We start from the raw sequence: 15,064 nt of genomic DNA, 5'->3' as shown, positions 1-15,064 counted from the left end.
AGCCATGGCAGAAATGTCATGGCTTTTCGTTTTCCTTTTATTTCTCGTAGCCAGCGTCAGGCACTGATCGTACTTTATGCTTTGCAGCAGGAATTGCAGGATGTGGTACAGGATTGTTCGCAAGCTGATCTGGCTCTGACTACACTCAGCTGGTGGGAGAATCAGATAAGCGGTTTGTTTGCAGCAACAGATAAACCCGAACATCCACTGATGCAGGCACTGCTACCTCTGGTTGGATTATATTGTCTGCCACAGTCGGAATTACAGGCACTGATAGATGCTTATCGTACTGAGTTAACTCAGGCGAGATTCCATGATATGGCTCAGTTGCGCAGATATGCAGCGGCAGCTGGGATGGTACAAGGGCGTTTAAGTAGCAGGGTATTAGGATTTTCTGTTCCCCAAACATTGGATTTTGCCGGCAAGGTAGGTGAAACAGTTATATTAGTGAGGTTATTTTCCAGAATTGGAGCGGATGCACGACAAGGAAAATTATATATTCCGGTAGAAACATTACAGGCTTTTAATGTTCCGGCTCATCTGGTGATAAACAGACAAGGTGGGGAAGAATTCAAAACTTTACTGAATATGTCGATGGCTGAGCTGCAACAGCAGATAAAATCGGTTGTAGCCATGCTGCCATCGGCAGATCGGCGCCGTCAGCGCGCCAGTCTGGCTGTTCTGGCAACGATAGCAGCTTTGCTGGAAGAGATTAGGCTGGATGGAGTGGAAAATATAATGAATTATCAATTAATTGTTCCGCGTGCACGTCAGCAGCGGCTGGCATGGAAAACGTGGTTGTTTGGCTTCAATCCTGTAGGCTAAGTTGCCTGAATAGTTATCATGGCTGCAGGATTAGAAAAGTGAGAAATGGCATAAATTGCTATCTTTAAGCATATTTTATTTTATTTAATCTAATTGTTGATATTTTATTGCTTAAATAAATTAAATTATGATTTTTTATTTCAGTATAAAATAGTTTGCTTTGGTAATTTAGATACGCAATCAGACTGGATTTTTGTATAATTTATGCCATCATCTGCTTCATTAAGTGGGTGATGGCAATTTTTTTGCGAAAAGTTTTTGAATAACCCTGTGCTGAGGAAATTACTATGCTCAGAGCAAAACAAACCTTAATGATTCTGGGCTTAACTGCTGCCTGTCTGCTAACAGCCTGTTCGCCTTCTGGTCAGAGTGAAAAAGCCGGTACCGATAATCATGGTATGAAAAAGGTAGCTATTACGGCAATTGTTGAACATCCGGCGCTGGATGCGGTGCGTCAGGGGGTAATAGATGAATTGCGTGCTGAAGGTTATGAGCAGGGTAAGAATTTAAAGCTTGATTTCCAGAGTGCGCAGGGTAATACAGCTACTGCTGGCCAGATTGCGAAAAAATTTGCTGGCAGTAATCCTGATGCGATAGTGGCGATCGGAACGCCTAGTGCGCAGTCCATGGTGGCCGCAACACGTAATATACCGGTGGTATTTGCTGCCGTAACCGACCCTGTGGCTGCTAAGCTGGTACCTAGCTGGGAGCCAAGCAAGACAAATGTTACCGGCGTATCTGATGAGCTGCCTTTGCAGCCACAGATTGCTTTAATGAAGCAGGTTGTGCCAAATCTGAAAACGGTAGGATATGTATACAGTCCGGGAGAGGTGAATTCCACTGTGGTACTGGGCCAGCTGCAATCTTTATTGGCTAAAGATGGTATTAATGTAGCTGCTGCACCAGCACAGCGCACCACTGATGTACCTATGGCGACTAAAAGCCTGCAAGGCAAGGCCAATCTGATTTACACTTCGCTGGACAATAATGTGGTTTCGGCTTATGAATCCATGTATAAAGTTGCAAAAGATATGAAAATGCCGCTGGTGGCTTCGGATACTGGTTCGGTTAAACGAGGTGCAGCAGTAGCATTAGGTGTGAATTACCATGAGCTGGGTATGGCTACAGGTAAAATTGTCGGTCGAATTCTGAAAGGCGAAAAAGCGGGCAATATTGCTCCACAGCGTATGTCGGCGGAACAGCTGGATTTGATGGTAAGTAAATCCCATGCTGTTGAACAGGGAATTACTTTACCGCCGCAGTTGCTTAAAGATGCTAAAATAATTGATTAGAATTACCAGTCTGAGGGCTGAAAACCGTGACATCGGCAGGCTGCCATAAGCTTTGCCGATGTTGTTTTTATTTCCAACTATAATGAAACATTTGTTTATATGTCTTCTATAGCTTTATTTGGTGCTTTAGAAAGTGGGCTGATCTATGCCCTTGTTGCTTTGGGTGTACTGATATCATTTCGTATTCTGGATTTTCCGGATTTGACAGCAGATGGCAGCTTTCCGCTTGGTGGTGCTATGTTTGCTGTATGCGTCACTCATGGAATGAATCCTTGGCTGGCTACCGCGCTTGCTGGGGCAGCTGGCGCCTGTGCAGGCCTGATAACAGCATGGCTGCATGTATCACTAAAAATCATGCAGCTTTTGGCCAGTATTCTGGTGATGGTAGCCTTATATTCCGTGAATCTGCGTATTATGGGTGCACCGAATTTGCCATTGCTCGATCAGCCTAGCGTGTTTACACCGTTTTTTAATGCTGACGACAGTAATCAGTACTGGGTGCAGCCGCTGGTTATTTTTGGCTTTGTATTGGTTGCTAAGTTTTTTCTGGACTGGTTTTTTGCCACCGAAATCGGTTTGTCCATGCGTGCGACCGGTGTGAATGCACGTATGGCTCGTGCGCAGGGTGTCAATACTTCGCGTATTTTATTGCTTGGCATGGCACTTTCTAATGCTTTTATTGCTTTGGGTGGCGCGCTGTTTGTGCAGACACAGGGCGGAGCTGATATTTCAATTGGTATCGGTACCATTGTGGTTGGTTTGGCTGCGGTGATTATTGGTGAAACGTTGATTCCCGCCAAACGTTTTATTGTGATTACGCTGGCGGTGATTGTGGGGGCTGTGCTTTATCGAGCCTTTATTGCATTAGCATTGGGTAGTGATACACTGCAACACATTGGCTTCGGTCCGCAGGATTTGAATCTGATAACGGCTATTCTGGTGGTTCTGGCACTGCGCCTACCGGTGATTAAACGTTATTTTAAAAGGAAACTAAAATCATGATGCGCGCAGATGATTTACGCCTGACATTCAATGCGGGGACTCCGATAGAAAATCCTGCCTTGCGTGGCATGAGCCTGAATATTGCTGAAGGTGAGTTTGTCACTGTAATCGGCAGTAACGGTGCTGGTAAATCTACTTTTCTTAATGCTATCAGTGGCGATATTCAGGTAGATTCCGGCACAATCACTATTAATAATAAAAATGTTACCAATGAGCCTGCCTATAAACGTGCACCGCTGGTGGCACGGGTGTTTCAAGACCCGTTGGCTGGTACCTGTGAGGCGCTGACGATAGAAGAAAATATGGCTCTGGCACTGAAACGGGGAAGCTGCCGTGGTTTGCGCTCAGCAATTAAGGGGCAATATCGCGAATTATTTCGCGAAAAATTGGCTATGCTTAATTTAGGGTTGGAAAATCGGCTCAGTGATCGCATCGGTTTGCTTTCCGGCGGACAGCGTCAGGCAGTCAGTCTGCTGATGGCTTCTTTACAGAGCTCAAAAATTTTGTTGCTGGATGAGCATACTGCTGCACTAGACCCAAAAACTGCAGCCTTTGTACTTGAGCTGACAGATCGTATCGTGCGTGAAAACAAATTAACGGCAATGATGGTAACTCATTCTATGCAGCAGGCTTTGGATCATGGTACCCGTACTGTTATGCTACATCAGGGGCGGGTAGTGCTGGATGTGGACGGCGAAAAGCGCGCTGGCATGGGTGTGACTGATTTATTACAAATGTTCGAGCATACACAAGGTGAGAAAGTCACCGATGATGCGTTATTGCTGAGTTGAATTTTGTGCTGAGAATACAGGCTGCTAAGATGGGTTTTGGCAGCCTTTTTTGTTTGATTGGATAAAATATTATGTCGGTACCGGATTTGATTGTGCTGAATAAGCCCTACGGAGTGATTTGCCAATTCAGTGCTCATGAAAAATATCCTACTCTAAAGCAATATGTGCCAGTACCGGATGTTTATCCTGCCGGCAGGCTGGACACGGATAGTGAAGGGTTACTTTTGCTCACTGCAAACGGGCGCTTGCAGGCCAAAATTGCACAACCGAAATACAAGCTGATAAAAACGTATTGGGCACAAGTTGAAGGTAAACCAGATAAGCAGGCTTTGCAGCACTTATCACGTGGAGTAGATCTTGGTGATTTTGTGACTGCTCCGGCTCAAGTGCGTGTACTAGATGCAGCAGAAATCAAACATCTGTGGCCACGAGTACCACCAATTCGTGAGCGCAAAACAGTAACTGACTTTTGGTTGCAGATTAGCATCAGCGAAGGCAAAAACCGTCAGGTACGTCGTATGTGTGCCAAAGTGGGCTGGCCTTGTTTGCGTTTGGTGCGGGTTAGTATCGGCCGTCTGAATGTTTTTTCACTTGATTTGCCTTTAGGACAATGGCAAGCGGTAAGGCCTGAAGATTTATAAGATTTTATGTATTACTGACATAATAAACCCTCAGAACAAATATCTGAGGGTTTGTTTTATTGATATGCAAATTTTAAAGTTTAGAATGCAGGGATGATGGCGCCCTGATATTTTTCTTCAATAAATTTTTTCACTTCAGGGGAAGTCATGGCCTGTTTTAGCTTCTGAATTTCTTCGCGATTTTCATCACCTGTGCGTACAACCAGAATGTTTGCATAGGGAGAATCTTTTTCTTCGATAAACAGCGCATCCTTAGTGGGTACCAGTTTGGCTTCCATGGCAAAATTCGTATTAATCACAGACAGGGTGGCGTCATTCAGAGTACGGGGCAATTGTGGCGCATCCATGGGGGTGATTTTCAGATGTTTCGGATTGTCGACAATATCACGTACGGTGGCGCTGATACCTGCATCAGCTTTCAGTTTGATTAAACCTGCTTTCTGAAGCAATAGTAAGGCGCGGCCACCATTGGTGGCATCATTGGGAATGGTTACTAAACCGCCATCCGGAACTTCATTCAAAGATTTTACTTTTTTCGAGTAAATCCCCATGGGTTCTACATGAATATTGGCAATAGCGGTTAACTGCATTTTGTGTTTTTCAACAAAATCATCCAAATAGGGTTTGTGCTGGGTAAAGTTGGCATCTACATCTTTTTCTGCCAGAGCAATATTGGGGCGGACGTAATCCGTCATTTGCACTATCTGTAAATCAATACCTTCTTTTTGCAGTAGCGGTTTGGCCACTTTTAGAATTTCTGCATGAGGTACGGGCGATGCGGCTACTTTCAAAACTTTTTCTTTAGCAGGAGCCGGAGCGCTACTGGTGCTGGCTGCTGGTTCAGCTTCGTTTTTCTGGCCGCATGCAGTCAAAACTGTACTGATAGCGGCTACAGATAATAATGCAAATAACAATTTTTTCATATTTAACCTTAATGAAGATACACAATAAAATGCAGAGCTTTACCTTAACATAAAATGCTTATATCTGGTGGTTTTTACACATAGTAAAGCCATAAGCAGTTATTATGGTTGTTCCAGAATGTATTGGTCTGATAATTTGGGTATTTATTTATTTTTCAGCATGGGTTTAAGATATTTGCCGGTATAGCTTTTGCTATTGGCCGCTACTTCTTCTGGTGTGCCTTCTGCAATTATTGTACCGCCGCCATCACCACCCTCAGGGCCAAGATCAACAATATAGTCGGCAGTTTTAATCACATCTAGATTATGCTCAATAATTACTATGCTATTGCCTTTGCCTTTTAAGCGCTGGATTACATCCAGCAGCAAGGCAATATCGGCAAAGTGCAAACCTGTGGTTGGCTCATCTAGAATATACAGTGTTCTGCCGGTATCGCGTTTAGACAGCTCCAGTGCCAGTTTAACGCGTTGTGCTTCGCCACCGGAAAGCGTGGTAGCAGATTGCCCCAGGCGTACATAGCCTAACCCCACATCCAATAACGTTTGTAATTTACGTTTGACCGTTGGTACAGCATCAAAAAAAGTACATGCTTCTTCTACCGTCATTTCTAAAATTTCACTGATATTCTTGCCTTTATACTGTATTTCAAGTGTTTCACGGTTGTAACGTTTGCCATGGCAGACTTCACATGGCACATAGATATCGGGCAGAAAATGCATTTCTACCTTGATGACGCCATCACCCTGACAAGCTTCGCAGCGTCCACCTTTTACATTAAAGGAAAAACGGCCGACGTTATAACCGCGCTCACGAGAGAGGGGTACACCGGCAAACAGCTCACGGATGGGGGTAAAAAGGCCGGTATAGGTAGCGGGATTCGAACGCGGTGTGCGGCCAATAGGGGATTGATCAACGTTGATTACTTTATCTAGATGTTCCAGTCCTTTGATATCATCATAGGGTGCCGGTTCTTCTCTAGCCCGATTTAGTTCCCGAGCGGTGATTTTGGCCAAGGTATCGTTGATCAGAGTGGATTTACCACTGCCAGATACACCGGTGATGCAGGTAATCAAGCCCAGTGGCAAGGTTAGATTCACATTTTTCAAATTGTTACCGCTAGCACCGCTTAATACCAGCAAACGTTTTTTGTCTATGGGAGTACGCTGCTTAGGTATACTGATAGCTTTTTTACCGCTTAAATACTGGCCTGTTACCGATTCCTTGCAGGCGGCAACTTGTGCGGGTGGCGCAGCAATAATCACATTACCCCCGTGTTCACCGGCACCCGGCCCCATATCAACAACAAAATCAGCTGCACGAATCGCATCTTCGTCATGCTCAACCACGATAACGCTGTTGCCTAAATCACGCAGGTGCTTAAGAGTATCCAGTAAGCGGTCGTTGTCGCGCTGATGTAGACCAATAGAGGGTTCATCTAGCACATACATTACACCTGTGAGGCCGGAACCAATCTGGCTGGCCAAACGAATACGTTGTGCTTCGCCTCCAGACAGTGTTTCGGCACTACGAGCAAGATTGAGGTAATTCAGACCAACATTAATCAAGAACCCAAGGCGTTCATTAATTTCCTTAAGAATTTTTTCGGCAATTTGTTTTTTATTGCCTTCTAAGTTCAAGTTTTGAAAAAAATCAAGTGTAGTAGTCAGTGGCCAGGAATTAATTACCTGCAATGGTTTACCACCTACATATACGTAGCGTGCCTCGGTACGCAGACGTGCACCACCGCAAGCAGGACAGGCACGATGGCTTTGATACTGGGTTAATTCTTCGCGTACAGTAGTGGAGTCAGTTTCACGGTAGCGTCGTTCCAGATTAGGTATAATCCCTTCAAATGAATGGTTGCGAATGTGGGTGCCACGTTCAGATAGATAAGTAAATTCAATCTGTTCTTTACCCGAACCATACAGAATAATATTCTGAATTTTTTCAGTGAGCTGGCTAAATGGTTTATCAATGTCAAAATCATAGTGATGAGCCAGAGACTGAATCATCTGAAAATAGAAAGTATTGCGTTTGTCCCAGCCTTTAATGGCGCCTGCAGCCAGTGATAAATCTGGATGCATTACTACACGTTCAGGGTCGAAATAATCCATACTTCCCAGACCGTCACAGCTCGGGCAGGCGCCTACTGGATTATTGAAACTAAACAGACGTGGCTCAAGTTCCTGTAAGCTGTAGGAACATACAGGACAGGCAAAACGGGCAGAAAACCAATGTTCTTGACCGGAGTCCATTTCAATAGCAAGTGCACGTTCATTACCCAGTCTCAATGCGGTTTCAAAACTTTCAGCCAGCCGCTGTTTGATATCTGAACGTACTTTTACACGGTCGACAACCACATCTATATCATGCTTGATGTTTTTTTGTAGACTGGGTACTTCTTCTATGGCGTAGACTTCGCCATCTACCCGAACTCGTGCGAAGCCCTGAACTTGTAAGTCAGCAAAATAATCGACAAATTCACCTTTGCGTCCGCGCACGGCAGGTGCCAGAATCATTACTCGACTCTCTTCTGGAAGTGCCAAAATATGGTCTACCATCTGCGAAACTGTCTGACTTGAAAGCGGAAGGTTATGTTCTGGACAATATGGTGTACCGATGCGAGCGTACAGTAAACGCAGATAATCATGAATTTCGGTGACCGTACCTACTGTAGAGCGGGGATTGTGGCTGGTGGCTTTTTGCTCAATAGAAATGGCTGGAGAAAGACCTTCTATCAAATCGACATCTGGTTTTTCCATCATTTGCAGAAACTGGCGTGCATAAGCCGACAGACTCTCTACATAGCGGCGTTGACCTTCTGCATATAATGTATCAAATGCCAGTGAAGATTTGCCGCTACCAGAAAGGCCGGTAATCACGACCAACTGATGGCGAGGTATATCCAGGTCAATATTTTTTAGATTGTGTGTGCGTGCGCCGCGAATATGAATGGTATCGTTATCTGACATAATGCCTTTCCCGAGCAAAAGGAATGGGATGCTGGCTTTAATCAATTTGCTGTTTATTAAAACCATCCGGTATTATACCCATTTCAAAACTTGAATTTAACGCTATCCGGTAAACGTTTTAATGTTTGCGTAAAATAAATCTCTTAAAATCAAGGTGTAATTCTTCGCAGCGCCATAAGTAGAATAGTACCGGTATATTGCCGAGTGCCACTAGCAGATATAGTATTTTGATACTGTCAGAAAGCCAGATAAGTACAGCACTCAACAGGGCAGCGCAGACCATAAACAAACCATTGATAATGTTATTGGCTGCTATAGCATGAGCACGGAATGCATCAGTACTGGTCGTTTGCAGCCATGTATACAAAGGCAGTGAAAAGAAACCACCACAAAATCCAATGCCAATAATGCACAACATGATAGAAAAGCTGTGAGGGCGGCTCAAAAATTCATTAATACCGCCTATTGACTGGTGAGGTGTTTGTGTAAACCACACCAGCAGCAGACCAAATATAGTCATTCCCAGTGTGCCGAGTACGACCAGACCAAGGTGCAGTTGATGATGGCTCAGACGAGCGCAGGAAATAGAACCAGATCCTATGCCTAGTGAAAATAGCGTAAGCATCAGATTGAACACAGCCTCATTACCGCCTAGATTCAGACGGGTAAACGTGGGAAGCTGGGTAATATACACTGAGCCAAGCAGCCAAAACCAAGAAATACCGATAATGGCAACCCAAACATTTTTCTGCCGATAAGTCTGTTGGAGAAGCTGTGTGGTGCTGTGCCAGATATTTACATTGATATATTGCTGTGGAATCTGAGCCGGTACGCGTGGCATGAACATGCTTGAAAGTTGTCCAAGTATGGCAACCAACAATAGAATACCAAACAGCCATGCGGTATTGGTGCCGGCCAGAATGGTGCCGAATATTTGTCCGAACAATATGGAAAGAAATGTACCACTTTCAATCAGGCTGTTGCCATTAAGTAATTCATAACGTGGTAAATATTCCGGCAAGATGGCATATTTCAACGGACCAAACAAGGTAGAATGGGTACCCATTAGAAACAGACATAGCATTAATAGAGATACCGACTCTAACCAGAAGCCAATTCCAGCTACCAGCATAATGCCAATTTCAGCTGCTTTAATCCAGCGAGCCAATATTGCTTTATCCAGCTTATTACATAATTCACCCGATAAGGCTGAGAACAGAAAATAGGGCAGGATATACAACAACGCACCGGCGTTGAGCATTTGACTGGCTGGCAGCCAAGAATGAGTTCCCAGCCCATAAAAGCTTATTAAGACAAATAATGCTGTTTTAAAGAGATTATCGTTAAAAGCACCGAAAAACTGGGTACCAAAGAGTGGCAGAAACCTGCGGGTGCGGGCAAAAGCAAACTGACTGCCAGAAGGCAACATATCAGGGGTAGACATAAATAACCTTGTAAAAGGGTGGTCTGAATAATTACAGAGTGCCAGTTAGATCGTTTAGCAAAAATTGCTGGCCACAGAGATTCAGATATTGTTGCTTTAAACGTCCAATAATGTGGTCTTGTGCATCACACAATTGAACGTAATCCGACTGCCGGTACCATTTCAGGCTTTCTTGCTCTGATAATTGCTCCAGCAGCTGCCATTGAGCCGCACAGGCTTGACGGTCTGCTGTATCTGCCTGAGCTTTGACAGCATAATAACCAGTTGCACCATCGGTGTAAGCAGAATCATCTTCATCAGTCAGCACCAGAAACCCGAGATGATGATTGTCGTTACTGTTAATACTGAAGTAGAGCATAATAAAAAATTTTCTTTGAGCTTTGAAAAGGACTTATTCTGTTTTTTTCATGATTCTGGCAGAATTCTAGCAGCTTATAAAAAATTTTGTATGCTAATCTGCATACTTTTTGAAAACAAAATATGTATTTATATTATTAAAATATCATAAAGCTTTCAGGGTTGATTTTTTGCTTTATATATCTGTACCTATAAATTTTTTAGTCTGTCGTGCAGGTATACTAAACACATTGTTCAAGTGGTTTATGTCCTGTGGTTTTCCAGCGCTGAGAGAAAGTTGCGATTACTGGAATGATTGTTAGATGTAGTCTAAAAGTAGATTGGAACGGAAATAAAGTATTGAAATGTGTTTGTGGTAATGTTAAAAGCATAAATAATGAAATCGGTAATCTGCTCAATAGAGGAGGAGATACTGATGAAAGAATTAGTACTCAGCGTTCATAAGCGGGCATCGTTTTGGCATGCATAGTGCTACAATCAGTACATTATTCCTAAATCTAATCAAGCTGATAAAAGATAAAAAAGGATTTATGCAAGTAAGCACAAACCCTTTTTTAGATGATAATTAATAAAGATTACAGATTGGTCAATTTAATTTTCTGGCCCGGACGCAATACCTGCTTGCCATGTACTTTTTGTAGTTTGCTCACTGGAATATTCAGCCGTTGAGCAATACTACTGAGTGTATCGCCTTTTTTAACAGTATAGGACACCGGAACAATACTACCTTTTGTTTCTTTGCCTTTACCTACAGCTGCAAGCATACGTTTGTTATCGCTATTAGGACTAATTTTCAGTACTTGTCCTATCTGAAGATTGTGTCCGCGCAAATTGTTAGCGGTGACTAAATCGGCTACATTAATATTATAGCGTTGAGCTATGGAAAATAAAGTATCACCTTTGTTCACTTTGTGAGCAATACTGCTGCGGCTATCGACCACATTAATGGTATTGCGTGTAGCGCGTTCTGCACGAATTTCTGCAGACCGTGCTGCCTGAGCTTCTTCACGTTCCGCCTGTGCCAGTGTTTTCTGTACTGAAGCGGCTGCGGCTGCCTGTAGTTCGGCATTCTGAGCAATTTGCATCAATGCATCATTGTTTTCTGCTACAACTGGCGCTACTGAATTGGCGGCAGGCTGAGAAGTGGCAACAGCTACGGTTTGAACTGTCGTATTGTCTGGCAAAGGTTGTGCAGTATTAAGTGCCGTAGTGGTAACAGTAGTTGTGCGGGTTAATACTGGTGCCTGCTGATTGTCTGTATTCGCCACCTCGCTAGTCTGAGAAACAGATACCACTGGATGTGTTACAAAGGTGCCTGGGGGCAAAACAGGCTGTGCCATTGCAATATTAAGCAACGGGTCTGTATCTGTATTGCTGAAAGAATCCAGGTTCTGATTGCTGAAACTGTTTTTACTGATTAGCAGGCTGCGCCCAGCAGGCACAGTATTGCCGCTCAGATTATTCAAACGTTTGATTTCGGCGCTGCTCATTCCGGTCTGTGCCGCTAAATCAGCTACGCTGGTGGGAGCAAATGCTTTGTAAATATTCCAAGACAGCAAGCTGCTTTTATCTGCTTTGCGATAATTACGCTCGAAAGTGTTTACAGCGGTAATCGGCAGCAGCATTTTGCGGTTTTCTTTTGGGATAAATACTGGACTTTTGAAGCTGGGATTAAGTGTTAAAAACTCAGATGTAGAAATATTGGCCAGTCGCGCAGCAGCATCTATATCAATTGGCTGATCAATGCTGATGGCTTCGAAATAGGGTCGGTTAGGCACGGAAACCAAATTAATGCCGAAAGCCTGCGGGTTTTCAATAATATTACGCACAGCCAGTAGTTTGGGTACGTAATTACGGGTTTCATTAGGCATGCGCAGGTTTTCATATGTGGGGTCTATCCCTGCTAGCTGGGCGCGTTTGATGGCCTTGCCCACATTGCCTTCACCCCAGTTATAGGCAGCCAGAGCCAGTGACCAGTCACCAAATAGGCTGTAAAGATATTGCAGATAGTTTAATGCGGCATCGGTAGCAGCATAGACATCATGTCGACCATCGTACAGATTAGTTTGTTCCAGACCGTACTGTCGTCCACTATTTGGCATAAATTGCCACAAACCTGATGCGCCTACACGAGACTGTGCCTTACTGACAAAAGCACTTTCAATAAATGGCAGCAATGCTACTTCTGCTGGCATCTGACGTTTTTCGGCTTCATTCACAATGTGATATAAATAGGGCTGACTCCGCAGAATAGTACGGTTGAAATAGTCGCCATGGCTTGAATAATATTGTTCCTGCCGGCGAATAATTTCAGGATTGACTTCAGTCATCCTAAAATCCTGACGCATGCGTCCCCAGATATCACGTGTTGAATACGCTTTCCCTTTTAGGGTGGCTGCATTCAGGTTCATGATTGATAGTCCGATGCCATTACTGGTATAAGATTGGGCAAATGAGATAGTAGGGGCGAGTACTAAGCTAGTGAGTGCTAGTACCATATGCTTCAATTGAGCCATTCGGATAACCGTAAAATTTATGCAAAATCCTATTAATATTAAATAGGAAGTCCTTAACGGTCAAGGATAAATCCCTATTTTTACAGTAATCATGAAGATGTGCTAGATGTTTTTAAATGGCTATGGCATTGATTTAACATAAACACGATGGTGTGGTTAATGAGTTATCCGCAATTGACAGACTGGCTTACACAGCATGCTTTCGGTGCTTATCTGAGTAGCCTTGAACAACAGTTTATTCGGCAGAAATTGGCCGTGTTGCGTTTTGGTACCATTATGCAATGTGGTTTTTCACACTGGCAATTCAAAGAGGTTTTTGCAGCTGAATCCGAATATCTGGTGCAGAACAATCATGCAGACGCCAATGTTGCGGTAGTGGCTGAAAATAATTTTTTACCATGGGCAGAACAAAGTGTAGATACTATTATATGGCCACATGGTCTGGATACGCTTTCCGCTCCGGATGAGACGATAGCTGAAATGGCGCGCATACTGGTACCTGGTGGTCATCTCATTCTGACCGGTCTGAATGTTAAGGGTTACTGGCGTTTATTTTATCAACGTGGCATCTCCGTATCGTTACATTTGTTATCGGCCAGTGCAGCTGTAAAACGTATGCAGCGCTTCGGCCTTTTTTTGGAAGAAGGTCAGTTTATGGGCTATGGTATTCCTGCATGCTATGGAACAAACCATCATACAATAGAGTATATGGGTAATCGATGGTGGCCGCATTTGGCTGCTATATATGGTTTGGTATTGGTCAAGCGGACAATACCTTTAACTTTGACGCCGCAAAATACGAATCTGATACTAAATCCCGTAAGCAATATGGCCATGAAAGGTATAGAATTAGATTGAAATAAAAAGACCTGAATAAATTCAGGTCTTATGTATATCCTGATAAATCTCAGGCAGCTTTGTCTGTATCTGTTTTCAGCTTTTTATCCATCATTTCTTCAAATTCACGCATGCACGCAGACGCAATATCGAGCATATTATCAATTTCCTTTTTGGAAATAATTAGTGGTGGTGCAGCGACCATATGATCACCACAGGCACGGAAAATCAGATTGTTTTTGAAAAAGATATCGCGACATATCAAACCTGTGCTGCCAAAATCGTCAAAAAGTTCTCGTGTTTCACGGTTTTTTACCAGCGTAAAACCACACATCAGTCCTTCACTGCGGATATCAGCTACATATTTGAATTTGCTGAAAGTCTCTTGCCAGCGTTTGCGCAGATAAGGGCCGGTTTTAGTACGTACCTTTTCAATTATGTTTTTTTTATCCAGTATATTGAGGTTTTCGTACGCCACTGCAGCTGCGACGGGATGTCCACTGTAGGTAAAGCCATGGTTGAATTCTCCGCCTGCCAGCAGTCCTTCAGTTACTTTGTCATTAACCAAAACTGCGCCAATCGGCAAGTATCCTGATGACAGACCTTTGGCTGTGGTAAAGATATCCGGTGTAAAACCTAATGTTTCAAATCCAAACCAATTACCGGTACGACCATACCCACAAATCACCTCGTCGGCTACCAGTAAAATGTTATATTTCTTACAAATCTCCTCTATTCTTGGCCAATAGGTAGTAGGCGGAATAATGACTCCACCAGCTCCTTGAATCGGCTCACCGACGAAAGCTGCGATTTTATCTGCTCCTAAAGCCAGTATTTTTTCTTCCAGCCAGTTGGCAGCACGAATACCAAATTCTTCTTCACTTTCATTGTCATCGGCCAGACCGTAATACCAGGGTTGATCAATATGTACGATGTTGGCAATGGGTAAATCACCTTGCTCATGCATACTTTTCATGCCGCCAAGGCTGGCTCCGCCAAGTGTGGAGCCATGGTAGCCATTCCAGCGCCCGATGATGATTTTTTTATTTGGCTGGCCCACTGACGACCAGTAATGGCGCACCATGCGGATCATGGTATCAATAGATTCAGAACCTGAATTGGTATAGAACACATGATTAAAATTATTTGGAGTGATTTCAACCAGTTTTTCGGATAATCTGATTACGGCCGGATGGGTGGTTTTGAAAAAAGTATTGTAAAACGGCAGCACTTCCATTTGTTTTTCAGCAATTTTGGCCAGTTTTTTCTGGCCGTAGCCAATGTTCACACACCACAAACCGGCCATGCCATCAATGATTTCATTGCCTTCGCTGTCATAAACATAAATTCCCTTTGCCTTTACCATCATGCGTACACCATGCTTTTTAAGCTGAGCATTATCTGAAAATGGGTGCAGATGATGTTTTACAGCGTGTTTGTTATCGGTTTTTTTTGTCATATCG

At 43.6% G+C, this 15,064-nt stretch carries 12 protein-coding genes; 6 read left to right on the top strand and 6 right to left on the bottom strand.

Annotated features, from left to right (window positions below; translation table 11 throughout):
- Positions 1–18 precede the first annotated feature (18 nt).
- From ACQP6D_RS01280 to ACQP6D_RS01260, 5 genes are all read left to right on the top strand, one after another.
- Positions 19–825 (top strand): squalene/phytoene synthase family protein, encoded by an 807-nt coding sequence (locus ACQP6D_RS01280; protein WP_427857253.1) that lies wholly within the window; start codon positions 19–21, stop codon positions 823–825.
- Between the two features lie 287 nt (positions 826–1,112).
- Positions 1,113–2,117, top strand: coding sequence for an ABC transporter substrate-binding protein (locus ACQP6D_RS01275; protein WP_370389012.1), 1,005 nt, complete (start codon positions 1,113–1,115; stop codon positions 2,115–2,117).
- A gap of 99 nt (positions 2,118–2,216) precedes the next feature.
- Entirely contained in the window at positions 2,217–3,119 is a 903-nt protein-coding gene (locus ACQP6D_RS01270; protein ID WP_427857252.1) for an ABC transporter permease, read from the top strand.
- On the top strand, positions 3,116–3,910 hold the full coding sequence (locus ACQP6D_RS01265) for an ABC transporter ATP-binding protein (RefSeq protein ID WP_100140138.1): 795 nt from the start codon (positions 3,116–3,118) through the stop codon (positions 3,908–3,910). The genes ACQP6D_RS01270 and ACQP6D_RS01265 overlap by 4 nt, the downstream gene beginning before the upstream one ends.
- A gap of 71 nt (positions 3,911–3,981) precedes the next feature.
- Positions 3,982–4,551 carry a pseudouridine synthase gene (locus ACQP6D_RS01260; RefSeq protein ID WP_427857251.1) on the top strand — a complete coding sequence of 190 codons (570 nt, stop codon included), beginning with the start codon at positions 3,982–3,984 and terminating at the stop codon, positions 4,549–4,551.
- Between the two features lie 80 nt (positions 4,552–4,631).
- On the opposite strand, the gene ACQP6D_RS01255 is transcribed toward ACQP6D_RS01260, so the two are convergent.
- From ACQP6D_RS01255 to ACQP6D_RS01235, 5 genes are all read right to left on the bottom strand, one after another.
- On the bottom strand, positions 4,632–5,474 hold the full coding sequence (locus ACQP6D_RS01255; RefSeq protein WP_427857250.1) for a MetQ/NlpA family ABC transporter substrate-binding protein: 843 nt from the start codon (positions 5,472–5,474) through the stop codon (positions 4,632–4,634).
- Between the two features lie 144 nt (positions 5,475–5,618).
- The gene (uvrA, locus tag ACQP6D_RS01250) at positions 5,619–8,447 is read right to left on the bottom strand and encodes an excinuclease ABC subunit UvrA (RefSeq protein WP_370389014.1); all 2,829 of its coding nucleotides are present in this window, start codon (positions 8,445–8,447) and stop codon (positions 5,619–5,621) included.
- A 118-nt stretch (positions 8,448–8,565) separates the two neighbouring features.
- Complete coding sequence (locus ACQP6D_RS01245; RefSeq protein ID WP_427857249.1) at positions 8,566–9,891, bottom strand: MFS transporter; 1,326 nt, start codon at positions 9,889–9,891, stop codon at positions 8,566–8,568.
- 31 nt (positions 9,892–9,922) lie between these two features.
- On the bottom strand, positions 9,923–10,249 hold the full coding sequence (locus tag ACQP6D_RS01240) for an HLGFF motif protein (RefSeq protein WP_267408000.1): 327 nt from the start codon (positions 10,247–10,249) through the stop codon (positions 9,923–9,925).
- A 574-nt stretch (positions 10,250–10,823) separates the two neighbouring features.
- Positions 10,824–12,764, bottom strand: coding sequence for a LysM peptidoglycan-binding domain-containing protein (locus ACQP6D_RS01235; RefSeq protein ID WP_427857248.1), 1,941 nt, complete (start codon positions 12,762–12,764; stop codon positions 10,824–10,826).
- A 159-nt stretch (positions 12,765–12,923) separates the two neighbouring features.
- Here ACQP6D_RS01235 and ACQP6D_RS01230 point away from each other — a divergent pair, with 159 nt between their 5' ends.
- Positions 12,924–13,622, top strand: a complete 699-nt coding sequence (locus ACQP6D_RS01230) for a class I SAM-dependent methyltransferase (protein WP_267390257.1) — start codon at positions 12,924–12,926, stop codon at positions 13,620–13,622.
- A gap of 49 nt (positions 13,623–13,671) precedes the next feature.
- On the opposite strand, the gene ACQP6D_RS01225 is transcribed toward ACQP6D_RS01230, so the two are convergent.
- On the bottom strand, positions 13,672–15,060 hold the full coding sequence (locus ACQP6D_RS01225) for an aspartate aminotransferase family protein (protein WP_427857247.1): 1,389 nt from the start codon (positions 15,058–15,060) through the stop codon (positions 13,672–13,674).
- Positions 15,061–15,064: the final 4 nt, after the last annotated feature.

The sequence above is a fragment of the Snodgrassella sp. CS2 genome (genome assembly GCF_050310315.1).
Lineage (GTDB): Bacteria > Pseudomonadota > Gammaproteobacteria > Burkholderiales > Neisseriaceae > Snodgrassella > Snodgrassella alvi_E.
The sequence above is the reverse complement of the archived record's forward strand: the minus strand, read 5'-3'. Positions and strand labels throughout refer to the sequence as shown.

Coding starts and splice junctions, on each gene's coding strand:
- ACQP6D_RS01280 (WP_427857253.1), top strand. CDS start 19: ATGGCTTTTCGTTTTCCTTTTATTTCTCGTAGCCAGCGTCAGGCACTG.
- ACQP6D_RS01275 (WP_370389012.1), top strand. CDS start 1,113: ATGCTCAGAGCAAAACAAACCTTAATGATTCTGGGCTTAACTGCTGCC.
- ACQP6D_RS01270 (WP_427857252.1), top strand. CDS start 2,217: ATGTCTTCTATAGCTTTATTTGGTGCTTTAGAAAGTGGGCTGATCTAT.
- ACQP6D_RS01265 (WP_100140138.1), top strand. CDS start 3,116: ATGATGCGCGCAGATGATTTACGCCTGACATTCAATGCGGGGACTCCG.
- ACQP6D_RS01260 (WP_427857251.1), top strand. CDS start 3,982: ATGTCGGTACCGGATTTGATTGTGCTGAATAAGCCCTACGGAGTGATT.
- ACQP6D_RS01255 (WP_427857250.1), bottom strand. CDS start 5,474: ATGAAAAAATTGTTATTTGCATTATTATCTGTAGCCGCTATCAGTACA.
- uvrA (WP_370389014.1), bottom strand. CDS start 8,447: ATGTCAGATAACGATACCATTCATATTCGCGGCGCACGCACACACAAT.
- ACQP6D_RS01245 (WP_427857249.1), bottom strand. CDS start 9,891: ATGTCTACCCCTGATATGTTGCCTTCTGGCAGTCAGTTTGCTTTTGCC.
- ACQP6D_RS01240 (WP_267408000.1), bottom strand. CDS start 10,249: ATGCTCTACTTCAGTATTAACAGTAACGACAATCATCATCTCGGGTTT.
- ACQP6D_RS01235 (WP_427857248.1), bottom strand. CDS start 12,764: ATGGCTCAATTGAAGCATATGGTACTAGCACTCACTAGCTTAGTACTC.
- ACQP6D_RS01230 (WP_267390257.1), top strand. CDS start 12,924: ATGAGTTATCCGCAATTGACAGACTGGCTTACACAGCATGCTTTCGGT.
- ACQP6D_RS01225 (WP_427857247.1), bottom strand. CDS start 15,060: ATGACAAAAAAAACCGATAACAAACACGCTGTAAAACATCATCTGCAC.